At 72.1% G+C, this 17,812-nt stretch carries 16 protein-coding genes, 3 pseudogenes and 1 riboswitch; of the genes and pseudogenes, 8 read left to right on the top strand and 11 right to left on the bottom strand.

The features are described from left to right. The first annotated feature begins 4 nt into the window (after nucleotides 1–4). Nucleotides 5–376: a helix-turn-helix domain-containing protein gene (locus tag AAH979_RS06850; RefSeq protein WP_346257173.1), complete on the top strand. Its 372-nt coding sequence runs from the start codon at nucleotides 5–7 to the stop codon at nucleotides 374–376. On the opposite strand, the gene AAH979_RS06845 is transcribed toward AAH979_RS06850, so the two are convergent. The 5 genes and pseudogenes from AAH979_RS06845 to AAH979_RS06825 form a co-directional block, all read right to left on the bottom strand. Further along, nucleotides 373–2,703: a CDP-glycerol:glycerophosphate glycerophosphotransferase gene (locus AAH979_RS06845; RefSeq protein WP_346257172.1), complete on the bottom strand. Its 2,331-nt coding sequence runs from the start codon at nucleotides 2,701–2,703 to the stop codon at nucleotides 373–375. The genes AAH979_RS06850 and AAH979_RS06845 overlap by 4 nt on opposite strands. A 255-nt stretch (nucleotides 2,704–2,958) precedes the next feature. Next, nucleotides 2,959–5,025, bottom strand: a pseudogene (locus tag AAH979_RS06840) (DUF5941 domain-containing protein); the annotation flags it as partial. Continuing rightward, nucleotides 5,025–5,771 (bottom strand): ABC transporter ATP-binding protein, encoded by a 747-nt coding sequence (locus AAH979_RS06835; protein ID WP_346257171.1) that lies wholly within the window; start codon nucleotides 5,769–5,771, stop codon nucleotides 5,025–5,027. The pseudogene AAH979_RS06840 and the gene AAH979_RS06835, both read right to left, overlap by 1 nt. After that, the gene (locus tag AAH979_RS06830) at nucleotides 5,771–6,598 is read right to left on the bottom strand and encodes an ABC transporter permease (protein ID WP_346257170.1); all 828 of its coding nucleotides are present in this window, start codon (nucleotides 6,596–6,598) and stop codon (nucleotides 5,771–5,773) included. The genes AAH979_RS06835 and AAH979_RS06830 overlap by 1 nt, the downstream gene beginning before the upstream one ends. A gap of 231 nt (nucleotides 6,599–6,829) precedes the next feature. Then, nucleotides 6,830–8,200 (bottom strand): L-serine ammonia-lyase, encoded by a 1,371-nt coding sequence (locus AAH979_RS06825; RefSeq protein WP_346257169.1) that lies wholly within the window; start codon nucleotides 8,198–8,200, stop codon nucleotides 6,830–6,832. Between the two features lie 329 nt (nucleotides 8,201–8,529). Here AAH979_RS06825 and AAH979_RS06820 point away from each other — a divergent pair, with 329 nt between their 5' ends. After that, complete coding sequence (locus AAH979_RS06820) at nucleotides 8,530–8,736, top strand: PspC domain-containing protein (protein WP_331205850.1); 207 nt, start codon at nucleotides 8,530–8,532, stop codon at nucleotides 8,734–8,736. 50 nt (nucleotides 8,737–8,786) lie between these two features. On the opposite strand, the gene AAH979_RS06815 is transcribed toward AAH979_RS06820, so the two are convergent. Further along, nucleotides 8,787–9,683, bottom strand: coding sequence for a hypothetical protein (locus AAH979_RS06815; protein ID WP_346257168.1), 897 nt, complete (start codon nucleotides 9,681–9,683; stop codon nucleotides 8,787–8,789). Further along, nucleotides 9,680–10,498, bottom strand: a complete 819-nt coding sequence (locus AAH979_RS06810) for a DUF4230 domain-containing protein (RefSeq protein ID WP_346257167.1) — start codon at nucleotides 10,496–10,498, stop codon at nucleotides 9,680–9,682. The genes AAH979_RS06815 and AAH979_RS06810 overlap by 4 nt, the downstream gene beginning before the upstream one ends. Before the next feature lie 157 nt (nucleotides 10,499–10,655). Next, nucleotides 10,656–10,743, top strand: a riboswitch (ZMP/ZTP riboswitch). A gap of 30 nt (nucleotides 10,744–10,773) precedes the next feature. On the opposite strand from AAH979_RS06810, the pseudogene AAH979_RS06805 reads away from it, so the two are divergent. Continuing rightward, nucleotides 10,774–10,947, top strand: a pseudogene (locus tag AAH979_RS06805) (bifunctional 5,10-methylenetetrahydrofolate dehydrogenase/5,10-methenyltetrahydrofolate cyclohydrolase); the annotation flags it as partial. A gap of 80 nt (nucleotides 10,948–11,027) precedes the next feature. Here AAH979_RS06805 and tnpA read toward each other — a convergent pair. After that, nucleotides 11,028–11,444: an IS200/IS605 family transposase gene (tnpA, locus tag AAH979_RS06800; RefSeq protein WP_346257166.1), complete on the bottom strand. Its 417-nt coding sequence runs from the start codon at nucleotides 11,442–11,444 to the stop codon at nucleotides 11,028–11,030. Between the two features lie 25 nt (nucleotides 11,445–11,469). On the opposite strand from tnpA, the gene AAH979_RS06795 reads away from it, so the two are divergent. From AAH979_RS06795 to AAH979_RS06775, 5 genes and pseudogenes are all read left to right on the top strand, one after another. Continuing rightward, complete coding sequence (locus AAH979_RS06795) at nucleotides 11,470–12,702, top strand: transposase (RefSeq protein ID WP_346257165.1); 1,233 nt, start codon at nucleotides 11,470–11,472, stop codon at nucleotides 12,700–12,702. 17 nt (nucleotides 12,703–12,719) lie between these two features. Next, nucleotides 12,720–12,899, top strand: a pseudogene (locus tag AAH979_RS06790) (bifunctional 5,10-methylenetetrahydrofolate dehydrogenase/5,10-methenyltetrahydrofolate cyclohydrolase); the annotation flags it as partial. Between the two features lie 56 nt (nucleotides 12,900–12,955). Beyond that, a complete protein-coding gene (locus AAH979_RS06785) occupies nucleotides 12,956–13,459 on the top strand; it encodes a sigma-70 family RNA polymerase sigma factor (protein ID WP_346257164.1) in 504 nt (167 codons plus the stop codon). Beyond that, entirely contained in the window at nucleotides 13,452–14,897 is a 1,446-nt protein-coding gene (locus tag AAH979_RS06780) for an extracellular solute-binding protein (RefSeq protein ID WP_346257163.1), read from the top strand. The genes AAH979_RS06785 and AAH979_RS06780 overlap by 8 nt, the downstream gene beginning before the upstream one ends. 213 nt (nucleotides 14,898–15,110) lie before the next feature. Beyond that, nucleotides 15,111–16,271, top strand: coding sequence for an endo-1,4-beta-xylanase (locus AAH979_RS06775; RefSeq protein ID WP_346257162.1), 1,161 nt, complete (start codon nucleotides 15,111–15,113; stop codon nucleotides 16,269–16,271). On the opposite strand, the gene AAH979_RS06770 is transcribed toward AAH979_RS06775, so the two are convergent. The 3 genes from AAH979_RS06770 to AAH979_RS06760 are packed head-to-tail and all read right to left on the bottom strand — an operon-like array spanning nucleotide 16,268 to nucleotide 17,786. Next, nucleotides 16,268–16,603 (bottom strand): hypothetical protein, encoded by a 336-nt coding sequence (locus AAH979_RS06770; RefSeq protein ID WP_346257161.1) that lies wholly within the window; start codon nucleotides 16,601–16,603, stop codon nucleotides 16,268–16,270. The two genes, AAH979_RS06775 and AAH979_RS06770, sit on opposite strands and share 4 nt — an antisense overlap. Beyond that, nucleotides 16,600–17,004, bottom strand: coding sequence for a DUF1622 domain-containing protein (locus AAH979_RS06765; RefSeq protein ID WP_346257160.1), 405 nt, complete (start codon nucleotides 17,002–17,004; stop codon nucleotides 16,600–16,602). The genes AAH979_RS06770 and AAH979_RS06765 overlap by 4 nt, the downstream gene beginning before the upstream one ends. A gap of 11 nt (nucleotides 17,005–17,015) precedes the next feature. After that, entirely contained in the window at nucleotides 17,016–17,786 is a 771-nt protein-coding gene (locus AAH979_RS06760) for a DUF427 domain-containing protein (RefSeq protein ID WP_346257159.1), read from the bottom strand. Nucleotides 17,787–17,812 lie beyond the last annotated feature (26 nt).

Genomic DNA, 17,812 nt, shown 5'->3' with positions numbered 1-17,812 from the left:
CGGTATGCCACCAACCAGGCAGACCCCCGAGGTACCCAGCCCGGAGCGCTGTGCCCGCGCGGACGCGGCGCTGGCCCGGGCCTTCGCGGTGCTCGGCAAGCGGTGGACCGCACCGGTGCTCGGCAGCCTGCGCTCCGGCCCGGCCGGCTTCCGCGAGGTCTCCCGGGCCGTGGGCAAGGTCAGCGACTCGGTGCTCTCCGACCGGCTGGCCGAACTGACCGAACACGGCCTGATCGTCCGGACCGTCCAGGAGGGGCCGCCGATCGCGGTCTCCTACCGGTTGACCGAGCGGGGTCAGGCGCTGATGCCCGCCCTGGAGCAGATCTCCCGCTGGGCCGCCCAGCACCTGCCCGGCGACGACGACTCCGGGTCCTAGGCCGGTCCCGCGTCCCGCCTGGAGTCGGGCTCGCCGAGGAGGACCTGCCGGACCACCCGCTCGGCCGCCCGGCCGTCGTCCAGCGCGCAGAAGCGGCGCCGGAAACGTTCCCGGGCCAGGGTGGCCGGCACGCCGTCCACCGCACCGGTCCGGAACGCCGTCAGCAGCTCCGGAAACTCCGTCACCGCCACCCCCGGCGCCTCGGCGCGCACGTCCAGATAGACCCCGCGCTCGCGCCGGTACTCGGCCCAGTCCGGTGCGTAGACCACGATCGGCCGGTCCAGCGTGGCGTAGTCGAACATCGCGGACGAGTAGTCGGTGACCAGTACGTCGGCGGCGAGGTAGAGGTCCTCCACCGAGGGATGGTCCGTGACGTCCCGTACCCGGTCCGGCCCGGCCGGCGTCGTGGGCCCGCCGGTCGGGAGTGCCGCCGCACCGGTCGGGGTGCCGACGGCAGCCGGGGTTTCCGGGGCGGGGCAGGCGTCCGGGTCGAGATAGTGGCCCCGGACCAGCAGCCGGCCCGCCGGACCGAGTACCTCCAGCAGCGCACCGGGGTCGAACGGTGGTGAGTACCCGGGCCGGTGCTCCCGGTGGGTCGGCGCGTACAGCACCACCCGCTCGCCGGGGCGGATGCCGAGCCGGCGCCGGACGGCCTCGACCTCGGCGGGCCCGGCGTTCGCCAGCCGGTCGTTACGCGGATAGCCGACCTCCAAGGTCCGGTACTCCGCCGGATAGGCCCGTTCCCACATCTGGGTGGAGAAGGTGTTGGCGCTGAGGCTGTAGTCCCAGCGGTCGATCCGGCGCAGCAGTCCGGGGAAGTCCAGCCCGGCCGCGCCGCGCGGATAGCGCTGCTGGTCCAGCCCCATCACCTTCACCGGGGTGCCGTGGTGGGTCTGCAGGTGCACCGAGCCGGGCCGCTTGACCACGTAGTCCGGGAAGTTCACGTTGTTGACCAGCCACCTCGCCCGGGCCAGCGCCCGGAAGTACGGCCGGGTGCCGGCCACCACGTACGGCACCCCGGGCGGCAGGCTGGAGACCAGGTCCCGGCGTACCACCCAGACGCCCCGGATCCACGGGGCCAGCTCGCGGGCCTTCTCGTAGACCGCCGCCGGATTGCAGGCGTAGCCGCGGTACCAATAGGCGGCGTAGAGCGCCAGCGCCGGATCGAGCGGACGGCGCAACTGCGCGTGGTAGTACGCCCGGAGCAGCCCGTCCCGGATCAGCCGGGCGGCCCCGGGCAGCACGGCCGGCAGCCGGGCCGACCCGGCCGGGGACGCCGGGCGGCGCGAGCGCGACGACGGCAGCGACGGCAGCGACCGGTCGGCCAGTCGCCGGACCCCGCCCCGCCGGGAGTGGTGCAGCGCGCGCAGCACCGCGTACGTCCGCCAGTGGCCGCCGGCCACCAGCCGGTGCTTCAGCCCGTCGACCCCGCCCGGCAGCCGGTAACCGCCCGGCGGCAGCCAGCGCCGGTAGTCCGCCACCACCTGGTCGAAGAAGCTCCGGCGCAGTTCCGGGGAGAGCCGCCGCCCGTTGCCCAGCACGATCAGGTAGTGCCAGATCATCCGCTCGAAGATCAGGGGCCGGAGGTCGTCGTATTCCGGCCCCCAGCGCGCCATCAGCTCGAAGACCCGGTGCCAGTGCGGAAACACCTCGAAGTGCCGGTCGTCCCGGGTCCGGGTGATGGCCCCGGAGCGCCGCTGCCGGTAGTTGACGCAGACCGCGTCCAGCACACTGATCCGGCCGGCGGCGAGCAGCACCGGATAGCTGAACGACACGTCCTCGTACCAGCCGGGGCCGAACCGCAGGTCGGAGTCGACCAGGAAACGGCGGCGTACCACCTTGTTCCAGGCGGTGTGCAGCAGGTCGAGCACCTCCGGCCGGTCCCGGACGGCGAAGACCTCCGCGCCGGAGTCCGGCACCGTCCGGTCCAGGCCGCTGCCGAGCGTCCGGTGGTTCCAGTACGCCCGCACGTGATCGACGAGCAGCACCTCCGGCCCGACCCGGCGCAGCCGTTCCGCCACCGCAGGCAGGCAGCCGTCGACCAGCCAGTCGTCGCTGTCCAGGAACCAGACGTACTCCCCGGTGGCCAGGTCGAGGCCGATGTTGCGGGCCTCGCCCAGCCCGACGTTCCGGTCCAGGGTCACCACCCGGACCCGGTCGTCCCGGGCGGCGTACTCGGCGATGATCTCGCCGCAGCTGTCCGGCGAGCAGTCGTCGACCACCACCACCTCGACGTCGGCCACCGGCTGGTCCAGGATCGAGTCGAGGCACTCCCGCAGGTAGCCCTGCACCCGGTAGACCGGTACGACAAAACTGATCAGCGCCATCGGCGCCGTACCCCCGCTGGCAGCGTCATCCGTCCCTTTCCGCCGCGCCGGCCGGGCAGGTGCCCGGTCATCCCGCCGGCGGCGTCATCCGTCCCACTCCCGCCGCTCCGGCGTACCGGTCCGGTCCGGTCGCCCCGGGGTCGCGGCGTGGCCCTCCCCCGCACCGGCGGTCGCGAACGTGTCGGAGGCGGCGGGGTGGCCACCGGACCCGACGGCGGCGTCGGCCGGCTGTCGTGGCCCGGGAATGTCCCTGGGTACCCAGCCACGGAGCGCGTTCACTACGAAAATCGCCGATAGGTAGCCGGTGAGCACCAGCAGCGCCACCCGGCCGGCGACCGGGCCGGCGAGTACGGCGACGGCGAGCAGGATCAACCGGCCGTCCCAGCCCAGGCCGAGCGCGTGCATCAGCGGCGCGCGCTCCCGCTTCTCCAGCCGGGCGGTGAGGTCGTAGTGCCGCAGCGCCAGCACGAAGAGCAGCGCGAAGATCACCGCACCGTCCGCGTCGACCAGCAGCCCGGCCCCGATCACCAGCAGGTACTCCGCGGCCCGTAGCGCGGCCGGCACCAGCCAGTCCAGCGCACCGCCGTGCGGTGTCGCCGCCGGCAGCCCGGCGACCAGCGCGACCAGCACCGCGAGCGGCACCAGCCAGCGCGCCGGCCCGGTGCCGAGCCCGGCCAGGCCGGCGCCGAGCAGGGCCAGCCCGGCCGCCACCCCGAGCAGGGCCAGCGGCAGCGGCCCGGGTAGCCCGGCGCTGCGGCCGAGCGCGGCGAGCCAGCGCACCGCCGGCCCGTCGTCGCGGTGCAGGGTGGTGTCGACCCCGGTCAGCACCGCCACCCGCATCGACCGGGCCCGCAGGGTACGCAGCGCCAGCGTGTACAGCGCCGCCAGCCCGCCCCAGACCAGTACCGCGACCAGGCTGACCAGCGGATTGAAGATCGCCACGGTCAGCGCGATCAGGGCCCACCGCTCGCCGATCGGAAAGACCACGGTGCGCTTCGCCCAGTACGTCAGCGAGCCGGTGTCGGCCTGGACCCGGTTCGACGCCTGGCTGAGCCGGTCGCCGAGCCCGCCCGAGCCGGTCTGCTTGGGCCGCTTGGCCGCCTCGTCGTGCAGCGCGCCGTACCAGGTGTCGGTCATGTGCCGGACGGTCTGCAGGGTGATCGCGGCGATCGCGAGCGCCCAGCCAGGCCCGCCGGCCCGTTCGACCCCGATGCCGAGGCCGGCGTAGACCAGGTATTCCTTGGCCCGGTCGGCGATGGTGTCCAGCCAGCCGCCCCACGGGCTGAAGTGCCGGGTGTACCGGGCCAACTGCCCGTCCACGCAGTCGAGCACGAAGCCGAGGTAGAGCAGGATCGCCCCGCCGACCAGGGCCGGCCGGCCGCCGACGGCGAAGAGCACCGCCGCCGCCAGCGCGAAGGCGACCGAGATCGCGGTGACCCCGGTCGGGGTGAGCCGGAGCCGGGCACAGAGCTTGGTCACCTTCGGCGACCAGGTGCTGACGAAGTAGGTGGTGAAGAAGTCGTCCTTCTCCTTGACCGAGAGCCGCAGCTCGGCCCGGTCGGAGTCGACCGCCGCCACCGCCGCCTCGGCCTCGGCCAGCGCCGCCGGATCGGCGACCCGGCGGGCGACGAGCAGGCGTGCCCGGTGGGCGAAGATGGTGATGCCGGTGCCGGATACCGGTCCGGGGCGGGTCAGCGCGGCGAGCAGCCGGTCCAGCAGCGGGACCGGATCGGCGGGCGCCTCGGCGACGGCCCGGGCCGCGGCGACGTTGCCGTCGGGCAGGTCGGCGACAGCCCGGGCCGCGGCGACGTTGCCGTCGGGCAGGTCGGCGACAGCCCGGGCCGCGGCGACGTTGCCGTCGGGCAGGTCGGCGACAGCCCGGGCCGCGGCGACCAGGGCGGGCAGGTCGGACACGCCGACGCGTACCGCTCCGCCGGAGGCACCGGTCGGCGCGGCGGTCAGCGTCCCGACGGAGCCGGCCTCCCCGGCCGGGCCGGCGGCGACCACCTGGTTGCGGTCCTCGACCACGCCGACCGGGCCGGCGCCCGGCTCGGGCAGCACCAGGGCGACCGTGCCGGGCATCGGACTGCTGGCCAGGTGCCGGAGTACGGCGGTGTGCGCGACCAGGTCGCCGGAGCAGAGCAGTACCGGTTCCCGGGCGGTGCCGGCGAGCACGGCGACCTCGCCCGGATCGTCGGTACTGACCACGTCCCGGGCGCCGGCCGCGCGCAACTGCTCCCGGAGTGCGGCGGCCAGCGGCATGCCGTCGGGACGGGTCAGCGGCGTACCCGGCCGGGTGGGGGTGAGCAGGATCGCCAGCATCACGGCCTGACCACGTCGTGGTATGCGTCAAGGGCCTCGCGTATGGTGCCGTCCACCCGCAATCGTCCTCCATCGAAGTAGAGTCCCCGGCTACAGAACCGGGTGAGATCGTTTTCGTTGTGCGAGACCAGCATCACGGTACGACCCTCGGCGATCAGCCGGTCGATGGTGTCGTAGCACTTCTTCCGGAAGTCGGCGTCACCGACCGCCGTCACCTCGTCCATCAGCAGCACCGGGTGCTGGAGCTGGGCGATCACCGAGAAGCCCAGCCGCACCTTCATCCCGGACGAGTAGTGCCGGACCGGCGTGTCGATGGCCTTCGCGATCTGTTCGCCGGCGAACTCGATGATCTCGTCGAAGTGCCGACGCAGGAAGCTCGGGCTGAGCCCGTGCAGCGAGCCGACCAGGTGGACGTTCTCCCGCCCGGTCAGGTCGTTGGAGAAGCCGGCGGAGAGTTCCAGCAGCGGTGCGACCGCGCCGCCGACCCGGATCCGCCCCTCGTCAGGGATCAGCACCCCGGCGATCAGCCGGAGCAGGGTGCTCTTGCCGGTGCCGTTGCGGCCGATGATCCCGACGGTGTCGCCGGGCGCCACCGAGAACGAGACGTTGCGCAGCGGCCAGAAGACCCCGGCGGCGGGCTGCCGGCCGCCCCGGTGGATGAACATCTCCCGCAGCCGCAGGTTGCGTCGCCGGTTCCGGACGAACCGGATCCCCAGCTCCTCCGCCTGCACCATCGCCCCGGCCACTACAGCTCCTTCAGGACGGCGGGTTCGAGGCGGCGGAACACCCACCAGCCGGCGAGCAGCACGAGCAGGCTGCCGCCGACCGCCACCCCGAGCAGCCGGGCGTCGGGGAACTCGTCCGGGTACCAGACCGCGTGGTGGAGCTGGAAGATCCCGACCAGCGGGTTCAGCTCATACACGATCTTGACCCAGTCCGGCAGCGAGGAGTCCCGGACCAGGGTGAGCGGGTAGATGATCGGGGTGGCGTAGAAGAGCACCCGGGTGACCAGCCGCATCAGCCGCTCGATGTCCCGCATCAGCACGTTCAGCGAGGAGAGCAGCAGCGCGATCCCGACCAGCAGGGTCGCCTGGATCAGCACCGCCAGCGGCAGCGCCAGCAGCGACCAGCCGAACTCGATCCGGTCGAGCGAGGCGTAGACGATCGCGACGGCGACCAGGATCGGCAGCCCGGCGAGGTACTCGGCGAACCGGCCGGCGACCCGGCCGATCGGGAAGACCTCCCGGGGCAGGTTCATCGTGGTGATCAACCGGGCCTGCCCGGTGAGCGCGGCGGTCGCCTCGCCGATCGCCGAACTGGTCCACATCCAGGCGAAGATGCCGGTGATCAGGAAGAGCGGGTACGAGTCGGCGGCGTCACCGAGGTGCCGGTCGGTGGCCGACCGGTAGAGCACCCCGAAGACGAAGAAGTAGATGACGCCCATGCCGAGCGGCTCGATCAGCGACCAGAGGTAGCCCAGCACCGACTGCTGGTATTTCACCGCCAGGTCCCGCCGGACGAGCAGCCGCAGCGTGTTGCGGTGCGACCACACCGCCACCACGCCAGACGTCACAGCCGCCTCCCGCTCGTCACGGTCCGATCAGTCGAGCCCGACATAGGGTAGCAGTCGGGAAAATCGCCCCAAATAAGGATCGACCCGGCCACGGCATCTTCCCGGACAACATGCCAACGCTACCCGACGGCCGTCCGCACGCCACCTCGGAGACGCCCGCCGTACACCGGACGGCCGGCTGCTACCAACCCGGCGGCCGAGCAGCCACCTGGGAGCCGGTCAGCCGGCGACTCAGCACTCGATGACGTTGACCGCGAGCCCGCCCCGGGCGGTCTCCTTGTACTTGACCTTCATGTCCGCGCCGGTCTCCCGCATCGTCTTGATCACCTTGTCCAGCGAGACGGCGTGCTTCCCGTCGCCGCGCAGCGCCAGCCGGGCCGCCGTGATCGCCTTGATGCTGGCCACCGCGTTCCGCTCGATGCAGGGGATCTGCACCAGGCCACCGACCGGATCGCAGGTCAGCCCCAGGTTGTGCTCCATGCCGATCTCGGCGGCGTTCTCCACCTGGGCCGGCGTACCGCCCAGCGCCTCGGCCAGCCCGGCGGCCGCCATCGAGCAGGCGGAGCCGACCTCGCCCTGGCAGCCGACCTCGGCGCCGGAGATCGAGGCGTTCTCCTTGAACAGCACGCCGATCGCGGCGGCGGCGAGCAGGAAGCGCAGTACGCCCTCCTCGGACGCCCCCGGCACGAACCGGGTGTAGTAGTGCAGCACCGCCGGGATGATTCCGGCCGCACCGTTCGTCGGGGCGGTCACCACCCGGCCGCCGGCCGCGTTCTCCTCGTTGACCGCGAGCGCGAAGAGCGTCACCCAGTCCATCACCCGCAGCGGGTCGGCCGAACCGGGGTCCGCCTCCAGGCTCCGCCGCAGCTCGGCGGCGCGGCGCCGGACCCGCAACCCGCCGGGCAGCGTCCCGTCCCGCCGACTGCCCCGGTCGACGCACTCCCGCATCACCCGCCAGATCTCCAGCAGGCCGGCGCGGATCTCCGACTCGCTCCGCCACGACCGCTCGTTGGCGAGCATGATCCCGCTGATCGGCAGCCCGGTCTCGGCGGTCAGGGCCAGCAACTCGGCCCCGGTGCCGAAGGGGTGCCGGACCCGGGTGCTGTCCGGCTTGATCCGGTCCGCGCCGGTCGCGGTCTCGTCCACCACGAACCCGCCGCCCACCGAGTAGTAGGTCCGGGCCCGCAACGGTCCACCCGCCGGGTCGTACGCGGTGAAGGTCATCCCGTTCGGATGGAACGGCAACGACCGGCGGCGGTGCAGCACCAGGTCCCGGTCCGCGTCGAAGTCCACCTCGTGCGCACCGAGTACGCCCAGCCGGCCACTGGCCCGGATCCCGGCAACGGTCTCGGCGACCCGGTCCGGGTCGACCGTCTCCGGCGCCTCCCCGAGCAGCCCCAGCAGTACGGCCGGCCCACTGCCGTGCCCGTGCCCGGTGGCACCGAGCGAGCCGAAGAGTTCGGCGCGTATCCGGGCGGTCTCCGCGAGCAGCCCGTCGGCCTTGAGCCCGGCCGCGAAGGTCCGGGCAGCCCGCATCGGACCGACGGTGTGCGAACTGGACGGCCCGATCCCGACCGTGAACAGGTCGAAAGCGCTGATCATCGAAACTCCTCCCGGGCCGGCCCCGTTGCCGACCCCTGGCCCCCGGGCGGTCGCCGCTGTTCCCCAAGCATGCCCCTGAGCTGCCGGTCCGCGAGCCTACCCGGCCCCGGCCCGGGCCGCGTGGGTCACCCGGGGCCGGCGGGCGGGACAGCCTGCGGAGACCCCCGCCCCCGGTCGCCGGCACCGGGCCCGGGTGTCCGCCGGCCCCGCCCGGGTAAGTACCTACGGGTACCTGGTGTCCGGATCCGCCTGGAGACCGAGGGCGGCGCAGCCCCCCGTTCCTACCGTGGAATCAGCCGCCCGTTCCACCGTTACCAGAGGAGACGTCGATGAGCCGCAAGCTCACCCGCCCCCGGGACAACCGCATGATCGCCGGTGTCTGCGCCGGCCTGGCCCGCCGCTTCGGCATGTCCGCCGGAATGATGCGGCTGCTCTTCATCCTCTCGCTGCTGCTGCCCGGCACGCAGGTGGTGATCTACCTGGCGCTCTGGATCATCATGCCGAACGAGGACCGCCACTACGTCGCGGCGCACTGACCCGACCGCACCGGCCCGGCTCAGCCGCGCCGGTGCTGCCGGCCGGGCGGTCAGCCCCGCCGACGCTGCCGGCCGGGCAGGTCGGCCGGACCGCTGCCCAGGCCCAGCCGCTGTTCCGTGATGCGTCGCCGGATGCCACCAGCGGTCGCCTCGACCTCTTCGGCGAGTAGGGCGGACCGGTATCGGCTCCGCCGACGCAGCACGGCCAGCAGCCCGGCCTGGATGCCGAGGACCACCACCGCGAACCCGGTGACGACCGCGGCGATCCGCCCCGGCCGGTCGTACCGGGAGGCGAGGGCGACCCCGACGGCCCCGACGGTGAGCGCACTCCACGCGCCGAGTCCCACGGCGATTACCAGATGGTCGCGCAGCCACCGCCGCAGCCCGCGGTCGCGTCGGGCGTGCAGCGCCGGCACCGTCTCGTCGGAGAGTTTCGTCACCAGCGCGCCGAGCCGGTCCCGTTCCTCGGCCGGCATCCCGGCGAGCCGTTCCGCCTCGGCGCGTACCCGCCGAAGCACGTAGCGGACCTTTACCCGGTCCTCGACCGGTATCGACTCCGGCGGCCACGCCTGCGCGAAATCGGCCTGGCGTACCGCCCGGACACCGGCCCAGATGACCATGGCCAGCGGCAGCGGCAGCGCCATCAGCAGGCCCAGGTATGCCAGCGGGGAGTCACCGTCCCCGGTGACGATGTTGATGCCGTACCCGCTGGTGGCCGCGACGATCACGGCGGCGGCCGGCCCCCGGACGTGGGTGAGGTAGACGTCCTGCCGGGCCCCCTCGACCAGCCGGTCGAGGGGGCCGACCCAGTTCCGCAGCAGGTGTACGACCAGGTTGGCGACGAGGACGACCGCCATGACCAGGATGGACCAGATCGCGGCCCCGAACAGCAGTGGTGGCTCGTCGGCCGACGGTGCCGCCAGCACGCTCAGGGCCGCGCCGGTCACGGCTGGACGTAGGTGATGGTCACCTGCTCGTAGCCGAGTGACCGGAGCATCTGGTCCAGCATCTTCCGGGTGTTCTCCTGGGCACGCTCGCCGAGCCCGCTGCTCTTGGCCGCGTCGGCGATCTTCTGCTCGGCCTTGAGATAGACCTCGCGCTGCCGGTTCGGGTCGCTGCCGAAGACCTCGCCGAGCTGGCTGAGGATGCCGCGCTTCTCGGCGAAGACGTAGCTCCGCTCCAGGTCGAGGTTGACCTGACCGAGCTGCGGCGCCGGCAGCTTGATCTCCACCGACTTCCGGTCGGCGGAGACCACCACCGCGTCGTCGCGGAGCGCTCCGAAGTCGACGTACGCGTCGACGGTGCCGGCCCCGACGAAGAGGGTGCGCTCACCGAGCAGGAAGTCCGGAACGTACTTCCGGTTGCGTTCCAGGTCGACGACGACCTCGAAGTTGCCCTCGGCCGCGACGTACCGGCTGAGGTCCTGGATCGACTTCAGCAGCGGCGGTTGGCTGCGGTCGGTCTCCTCCTTGGCGAACGGGTTGCGCCAGTCCGGCAGGATCCCGCTGACCTGCACGCCGAGCACCAGCACGGCGACCACGCCGATGATGCCGACCAGGACGAACAGGCCACGGCCCCACCGGCTGCCGCCGGTCGGCTCCAGTTCGGACCGGTCCGGCCGGGCCTCGTCTGCGTCGAGCGGCCGGGTGCCGTCCGCCGTGCCGTCGGACCAGGGGTCGGCCGGGTCGGGCGGGGTGGCCTGCCCCTTCGCATAGCCGGGGAACTCACGCGTGGGCTGGTTGACATCGCCTTCTCGGGACATCCGCCCTCACCGTCCTTTTCGAGGAGCACCTGAGGAAAACGGTACGGCCCCGGTACGACAGCCGCGAGTCGAGCCGGACCGACCCGGACCGGCCTCGCGTTTGCCCAGCTCAGGACGGCAACACCGGCAGCGGCGGGACAGCCGGAGGTAGGCTCGCCGTGGCGGTCGTGACTGGCGTCGGGTGGAGCACCACCGGGAAGCGACCGCCGGGCTCGACTCCGTCGCCGTACGCCTGGGTGCCGGGGCTTTCCACGTCGAGAGGAAGCCCCGTGACCGTGTCCGAGACCCGTGCCCCCGAGGTCCACACTGCCCGGCTGCTGCCCGGTGGTCCCGTCGCCGAGGCGGTCTTCGCCGAGGTCACCGCCCGGGTCGCCGCGCTGCGCCGGGCCGGTGTCGTGCCGAGCCTGGCGACGATCCTGGTCGGCGACGACTCCGCCAGCGCCGGCTACCGGAATGCGGGCCAGTGCTCCGGCCTTCAGGCCGGGGGTGAAGGCCCGCGCTGGGAGGGCCGCCAGGCCCGAGCAGTGCCTTAACCGGGACGGTTCTGCTGCTCGATGTACTGCTTCACGACGCTGCGCGGTGCGCCGCCGACGGAGCCTGCGAAGTACGAACCGGACCAGAGTTTGTTGGCCCGGTAGTAGTGGCGTACCAGGTCAGGGAACTCCTGCCGTAGCCGCCGCGAGGACACGCCCTTGAGTGAGTTGACCAGGCGGGCCACGGCTACCTTTGGGGGGAAGTTGACCAGCAGGTGTACGTGGTTGTTATCGCCGTTGAACTCGACCAGCTCGGTCTCGAAGTCGGCGCACACGTCTCGCATGATCGCCTCCATCCGGGTCAGGTGCCGGTCGGCGAACACCTTATGCCGGAACTTCGTCACGAAAACCAAGTGGACATGCATCGCGAAAACGCAGTGCCTGCCGGTTCGGATGCCTTGAAGCTCAGCCATAAACCAACATGGTACGGTGCTTCCCGTGCAGCTCCGTTACCAGTTCCGCGTGTACCCGACTCCCGGCCAGCGGATCGACCTGGCTCGGGCTTTCGGGTGCGCGCGGGTGGTGTTCAACGACGGTCTCAAGCTGCGCCGGCAGGCCCGCGAGGCGGGCTTGCCGTACGTGTCGGACGCCGAGCTGTCCAAGCAGGTCATCACGCAAGCCAAGGCGACCCCGGAGCGGACGTGGCTGGGCGAGGTGTCGGCCGTGGTGTTGCAGCAGGCCCTGGCCGATCTGAACACCGCGTACCGGAACTTCTTCGCCTCGGTCACCGGCAAGCGCAAGGGCCGCAAGGTCGCCCCGCCCCGCTTCCGGTCCCGCAAGGACAACCGGCAGGCGATCCGCTTCACCAAGAACTCTCGGTTCAAGGTCCTCGACAACGGCCACCTACGACTGCCGAAGATCGGCGACGTGGTGGTGCGCTGGTCACGGTCGTTGCCATCGGACCCGTCGAGCGTGGCGATCATCACCGACGCCGCCGGGCGGTACTTCGCCTCGTTCGTCGTTTCGACCACCGACGAGCCGTTGCCCGAACTGGACTCGGAAGTCGGCATCGATTTGGGCTTGACGCACTTCGCGGTCCTGTCCGACGGCACGAAGGTGGCCGCGCCCAGGTTTCTGCGCCGTGCGGCCCGCAAGCTTAAGCGGTTGCAACAAGCCCTCTCCCGCAAGCGGCGCGGGAGTCAGAACCGCAAGAAGGCCGCCGTGTTGGTCGCCAGGGCGCACGCCCGCGTGGCCGACACCCGGCGGGACTGGCAGCACAAGCTGTCCACGACGATCATCCGCGAGAACCAAGCGGTGTACGTCGAGGACCTTGCCGTTGCCGGACTCGGCCGGACCCGGCTGGCGAAATCCGTGCACGATGCGGGCTGGGCCAGCTTCACCGCCATGCTGGAGTACAAGGCCGCGAAGTACGGCAGGACATTCGGCCGGGTGGACCGATTCTTCCCATCCACCCGCATGTGCTCGCAGTGTGGCCGCATCAACGACAAGATGGCCTTGAACGTCCGGTGGTGGGACTGCCCCTGCGGGACCACCCACGACCGGGACGTCAACGCCGCCATCAACGTGCTCGCCGCCGGACAGGCGGAGAGCCTAAACGACCGTGGAGCGCACGTAAGACCGGGACTCGTCCCGGCGGCGCGCAGGGAAGCGGTAACCCACCCGGACGCCGCGTGTTCCACACGCAGCGTGGAGGGAATCTCCGTCCTTTAGGGCGGAGAGGATGTCAACAGGGACGGCGGCTGCTGCCCGACCTCGACGAGTCGTGCGCGTCGGTCGCCGGGGCGATCACGCCCCGGGTCGGCGGGGTCGGCCCGACCACCGTGGCGATGCTGTTCCGCAACGCCGTCGAACTGGCCGAGCGGCAGTCCACCACTTCGACGGGTGACCCGGAACACCCCGACCGATAGGTTCGCGGTGCAGCAAATCGACGGCGGCCGGCGTTTAGGAGCCCGGAGGAGGACCCTTGGCCCACGGTGCGTTCAGCGACGCCGAGGAGTTCGCTCGGGCGCGGCTGGACGCTTTGCGGCGGTTCGCGTACCTGATCAGCGGCAGCGCGGCCGAGGCGGACGACCTGGCCCAGATCGCGGTGGTCGAGGTGTGGCAGCGGTGGCCGAAGGCCGGCCAGAACCCCGAGGCGTACGCCCGGCAGGTGATCGTGACCCGCAACGTGAGCCGGTGGCGGCGGTGGCGCCGGGAGGTACTGACCGACGACGTCGAGCACCGGCCCGACGACCCGGCCGCCACCGCGGTGGGCAACGGCGCGCTGTGGCAGGCGTTGCAGCAGCTCGACAAGGCGGAACGGACGGTCGTGGTGTTGCACGTGCTGTACCGGTACACGTTCAGCGAGATCGCCGGCATCTGCGACGAGCCTCCGGGCACGGTTTCCAGCCGGTACGCGAGAGCCAAGCGCGCGCTGCGGGCGCACCTGGCCCCCGCCCAGTCGACGATTCGGAGCGGACGTGGTTGACGAGGAAGGTCCGGTGGACGACCGGCTCGCCCAGGAGCTGGCCGCCACCCTGGCCCAGGCACAGGACGCCCTGCCGGCGGCCGCTCCCGGGGCGATCGTCGCGATCCGCCAGCGCTACCGGCGGAAACGGCGGCAGCGGACCGGGCTGGCCAGCCTGGCGGTGGCGGTCCTGGTCCTGGCGGTGACCCTGACCGGCGCCCAACTGACCCCGGGAGTGCCGTCGGTGCCACCGGCCGGCGAGGGGGCGCGGGGGACGATCCGGGTCTGGGCGATCACCCAGCCGGGCGCCGAGCCCGCGCTGCGGAAGCTGGTGAACCGGTACAACCGGAGCGCCGAGGTCGACGTGGATCTCAGTACCTTCGGCAACGAGGAGTACAAGGCGAAGCTGCGGGAGGTCGGCTCGCCGGAGGGTCCGGACGTCTTCGCCAGCTGGGGCGGCGCGAACCTGACCGGGCTGGCCCGGGACGGGCTGCTCGCCGACCTGACCCCGCTGCGGGACGAGCCCGGGGTCGCCGGCCGGTTCCTGCCCAGCGCACTGGCCGGCGGCGTGGTGGACGGCCGGCAGTACGGCATCCCGATGGGCGGTACCCACCCGGTGGTGCTCTTCTACCACCGGGGCGTCTTCGCCGACGCCGGAGTGCAACCGCCACGCAGCTACGCCCAGCTGCTCTCCCTGGTGGATACGTTCAAGGCCCGGAACATCACCCCGATCTCCCTGGGCGGCGCCCACGGGTGGACCGAGCTGATGTGGGTGATGTACCTGGCCGAGCGGATCGGTGGCCCCGGCACCACCGCCGACATCATCGCCGGCCACCCCGGCGCGTGGTCGAAGCCGGCCGTGGTGCAGGCGCTACGGGAGGCGCGGGCACTCGCCGCCAGCGGCGCCTTCGGCGCCGACTTCGACTCGACCAGCTACGACGACGGCGCCGCCTCCGGGCGGCTGGCCGGCGGCCACGCCGCGATGCAGCTGATGGGGACCTGGGAATACCCGACCCAGCTCGCCCGGAACCCGGACTTCGTGGCCGACGGCGACCTGGCCTTCGTGCCGTTTCCCACGGTCGCCGGTGGGGTCGGGGACCCGGCCGACCTGGTCGGGGTGCCCACCCACTACTTCTCGGTGCTGGCCGGCGGCCGGCATCGGGAGGCCGCCCTGGGGTTCGTCCGGGCGGTCGCGTCGGACGACTACCTGGACGACCTGGCCGCCGACGGCGAGGTGCCGCCGGTGACCGACGCGGCCGACCGGCTGCGCGGTACGGAGCACGCCGGGTTCGGTACCTCGGTGCACGAACTGGTCACCCGGGCCCCGTCGTACGGGCTGGCCTGGGACCAGGCGCTGGAGCCGGCGGCCGCCACGGCACTCCTCGACAACCTGCGCCGACTGTTCCGGGCGGAACTCACCCCGGAGCAGTTCGCGGCGGCGATGGCGGAGGCCGACTGAGCACAGCCGCCGATCCACATAGCATCTCCGATGACTCTCCGGGAATGTCGATCCGCCACCGCAAAGTGTCGGATCTCTGACAGTTGGTCCGGCAGCAAAGCCGGGTCCGGCTCGCGTTCCGGTAGGGATCGACGCGCATGCGTCCCCGCGCGCCGCCCCCGCCGGTTCCGGCCGGCGGCTGATGTCGAACCACACCCTGGAGGCCTTGTCTCGATGAGAAAACTTCGGATAGCCCTGGTCGGCGTACTCGCGGCCGGCGCGCTCTACCCGGTCGGGCCGTCGACCGCCACCGCGGCCCCGACCCACGCGCCGCTCGGCGTCGCGCAGGCCAAGGGCGGCTCCGCCGCACACGTACCCGGCGGGACGGCCACGGACCTTCCGCTGCGGGTACTGGCCAGGAAGCACGGCCTCGGCATCGGTACCGCGATCGACATGAACGCGCTGGAGACCGACGCACCGTACCGGGAGCGGGCGGCCCGGGAGTTCTCCGCGGTCACCGCCGAGAACGTGATGAAGTGGTCGGAGCTGGAGCCGACCCGGGGCCAGTACAACTGGGACCCGGCCGACAAGCTGATCGAGTTCGCCCGACGCAACGGCCAGCAGGTGCACGGCCACACGCTGCTCTGGCACAGCCAGCTCCCCGCCTGGCTGAGCGACGGGGTCGCCGACGGCTCGATCGACTCCGCCGAGCTGCGCGACATCGTGCGCAACCACATCAGCACGGTGGTGAAGCACTTCCGGGGCAAGGTCCGGGCCTGGGACGTGGTCAACGAGGCGTTCACCGACGGCGACGCCCCGGTGCTCCGGGACACCATCTTCCGCCAGCACCTCGGCCCGGACTACATCGCCGACGCGCTGCGCTGGGCGCACGCGGCCGACCCGCGGGCCAAGCTCTTCCTCAACGACTACGCGATCGACAACGTCAACCCGAAGAGCACCGCCTACTACGAGCTGGCCAAGCAGCTCCGCAAGCAGCGGGTGCCGCTGCACGGGATGGGTTTCCAGGGCCACCTGGACCTCCAGTACCCGCTGCCGATCGACGCCCCGCAGAACCTGGCGCGGTTCGACAAGCTCGGCCTGGAGACCGCGTTCACCGAGGTCGACGTGCGGTTCTTCCTGCCGGTCGACACCTACAAGGAGGCCGGGCAGGTGGGTAGCTTCAACACCCTCCTGACCGCCTGCCTGCTCACCCCGCGCTGTGTGATGTTCACCGTGTGGGGCTTCACCGACAAGTACTCCTGGGTCCCCGGCTTCTTCGACGGCCAGGGCTCGGCCACCCCGCTGGACGAGAACCTCCAGCCGAAGGCCGCCTACCGGGGCCTCCAGCAGGTACTCGCCGTCGCCTCCGACCCGAACAGCAGGCGCGGCTTCTAGGAGGTCGGTCGGGAGCGGGTCCGGCCCGTGCCCGTTCCCGGCCACCTCACCCTCGACCATCCCACCACCACCCGGTCTCCGGCCGGTCCGGCCCCACCGCCGGGCCGGCCGGAGCCGAGCAGGGCCGCCGATACGAGCTGGCGGAGCGCGACGACGATCGCGGCGCCGGCGAGATCCGTCCAGCTCTCCAGGGTGGCCAGCCGGACCAGACTGGCCGCCACCAGCAGGTCGAGCAGCACCCGCAGCGCCGTACGCCACGAGCCGGTGGTCAGCAGGGTCACCGCCGCCGCCGCCAGGGCGAGCGCGGTGAGCAGGGTGCCGAGTTCCCTCACCGCCGCCCCGTCCCCTCGCCGGCCGGTCCGGCCCGCTCCGCCGGAACACCACCGTCCGGGGTGCCGAGCTGGCGCTGCTCCTGCCGGATCTCCCGGCCGAGGAAGTAGTTCAACGCCGTCCGGATGGTGGCGATGGCGGCCAGCCGGCCGAGCTGGCCGAAGGTCGGCGAGACGGCGGTACGCAGGATGTCGGCGGCGAGCTGGAACTCCAGCCCCAGGGTGAGGAACCGGCCCAGCGACAGCCGGATCGGGGTGAACACGGCGGCCGACCGGTGCCGGATCCCGGCCACCATGAACCGGCCTGCGGTCCAGACCGCGCCGACGAAGATCACTGCCGCCCCCACCGCCTCGACGACGGTGACCAGCACCTGGACGACGCGAGCCAGCAGTTCCTCGGGCAATCCGGCGACCCCTACTCCGGCGACCAGCGGGTGTTCGGCCGGGGCACCGGCTCACCGTCGACGAACAGGTCGACCTTCTCGTTGAAGAACGCCACCATCCCGGCGATCGGCTGTATGAGGTGGGTGGGGAAGTCGTACGCCCAGGCCACGTCGGTGTGCGTGGTGTCGCCGACCCGGACCGACCAGTAGTTGCTGGTCCGGCCCTTGTACGGGCAGGCGGTCTCCGTCTCGGTGGGAATCAGCCGGCCGAGGTCCACCTCGGCCCGGTTCAGGTAGTACCGGGTGGGCACGCCGGTCTCGAAGACCAGCACCGGCGAGCCCGTCTCGGCCAGCACCTCGCCGTCGATCTCGACCCGGACCCGCCGGGTCGACCGCAGCGCGTCCACCCGGGCGTACGGGTCACGCGGGTGCACGAAGACCTCCTCGTCCTCCTCGAACCAGGTGTCCAGGGTGTCCCACTCGAAGCGCACCATGTCGGCCAGCCCCTCGACCGACTTCTCGGTGTGTACCCGGACGCAGCCCGAGTGGTAGGTGTTTCCCACCCGGATGCCGTACTGCCGGGCCGTACCGACGCTGTACTGCTCCAGGTCGTGCTCGTCGACCAGCAGGTCCTGGCGGACGTCCCGGATCGGGATGTAGTAGTGCGGGTAGTGCTGCGCCTCCCAGACGTACCGGGCGTTGGTGGTGTCGAAGACCCACTCGCCGTTGAGCACGCCGCGGATCCGCCGGGCGCAGGGTTCGACGTGGTCGATCGGTACGATCGCGCGTGGATAGTGGGACACGGCTTCTCCTCCGCGGTTCGGGGTCT

The organism is Plantactinospora sp. ZYX-F-223, assembly GCF_039649625.1.
Lineage (GTDB): Bacteria > Actinomycetota > Actinomycetes > Mycobacteriales > Micromonosporaceae > Plantactinospora.
This window is presented reverse-complemented; position numbering and strand designations above follow the sequence as displayed.

Excerpts from the sequence above, each read along its gene's own strand:
- AAH979_RS06850 (WP_346257173.1), top strand. The coding sequence starts at position 5 with ATGCCACCAACCAGGCAGACCCCCGAGGTACCCAGCCCGGAGCGCTGT.
- AAH979_RS06845 (WP_346257172.1), bottom strand. The coding sequence starts at position 2,703 with ATGGCGCTGATCAGTTTTGTCGTACCGGTCTACCGGGTGCAGGGCTAC.
- AAH979_RS06825 (WP_346257169.1), bottom strand. The coding sequence starts at position 8,200 with ATGATCAGCGCTTTCGACCTGTTCACGGTCGGGATCGGGCCGTCCAGT.
- AAH979_RS06820 (WP_331205850.1), top strand. The coding sequence starts at position 8,530 with ATGAGCCGCAAGCTCACCCGCCCCCGGGACAACCGCATGATCGCCGGT.
- AAH979_RS06810 (WP_346257167.1), bottom strand. The coding sequence starts at position 10,498 with ATGTCCCGAGAAGGCGATGTCAACCAGCCCACGCGTGAGTTCCCCGGC.
- tnpA (WP_346257166.1), bottom strand. The coding sequence starts at position 11,444 with ATGGCTGAGCTTCAAGGCATCCGAACCGGCAGGCACTGCGTTTTCGCG.
- AAH979_RS06775 (WP_346257162.1), top strand. The coding sequence starts at position 15,111 with ATGAGAAAACTTCGGATAGCCCTGGTCGGCGTACTCGCGGCCGGCGCG.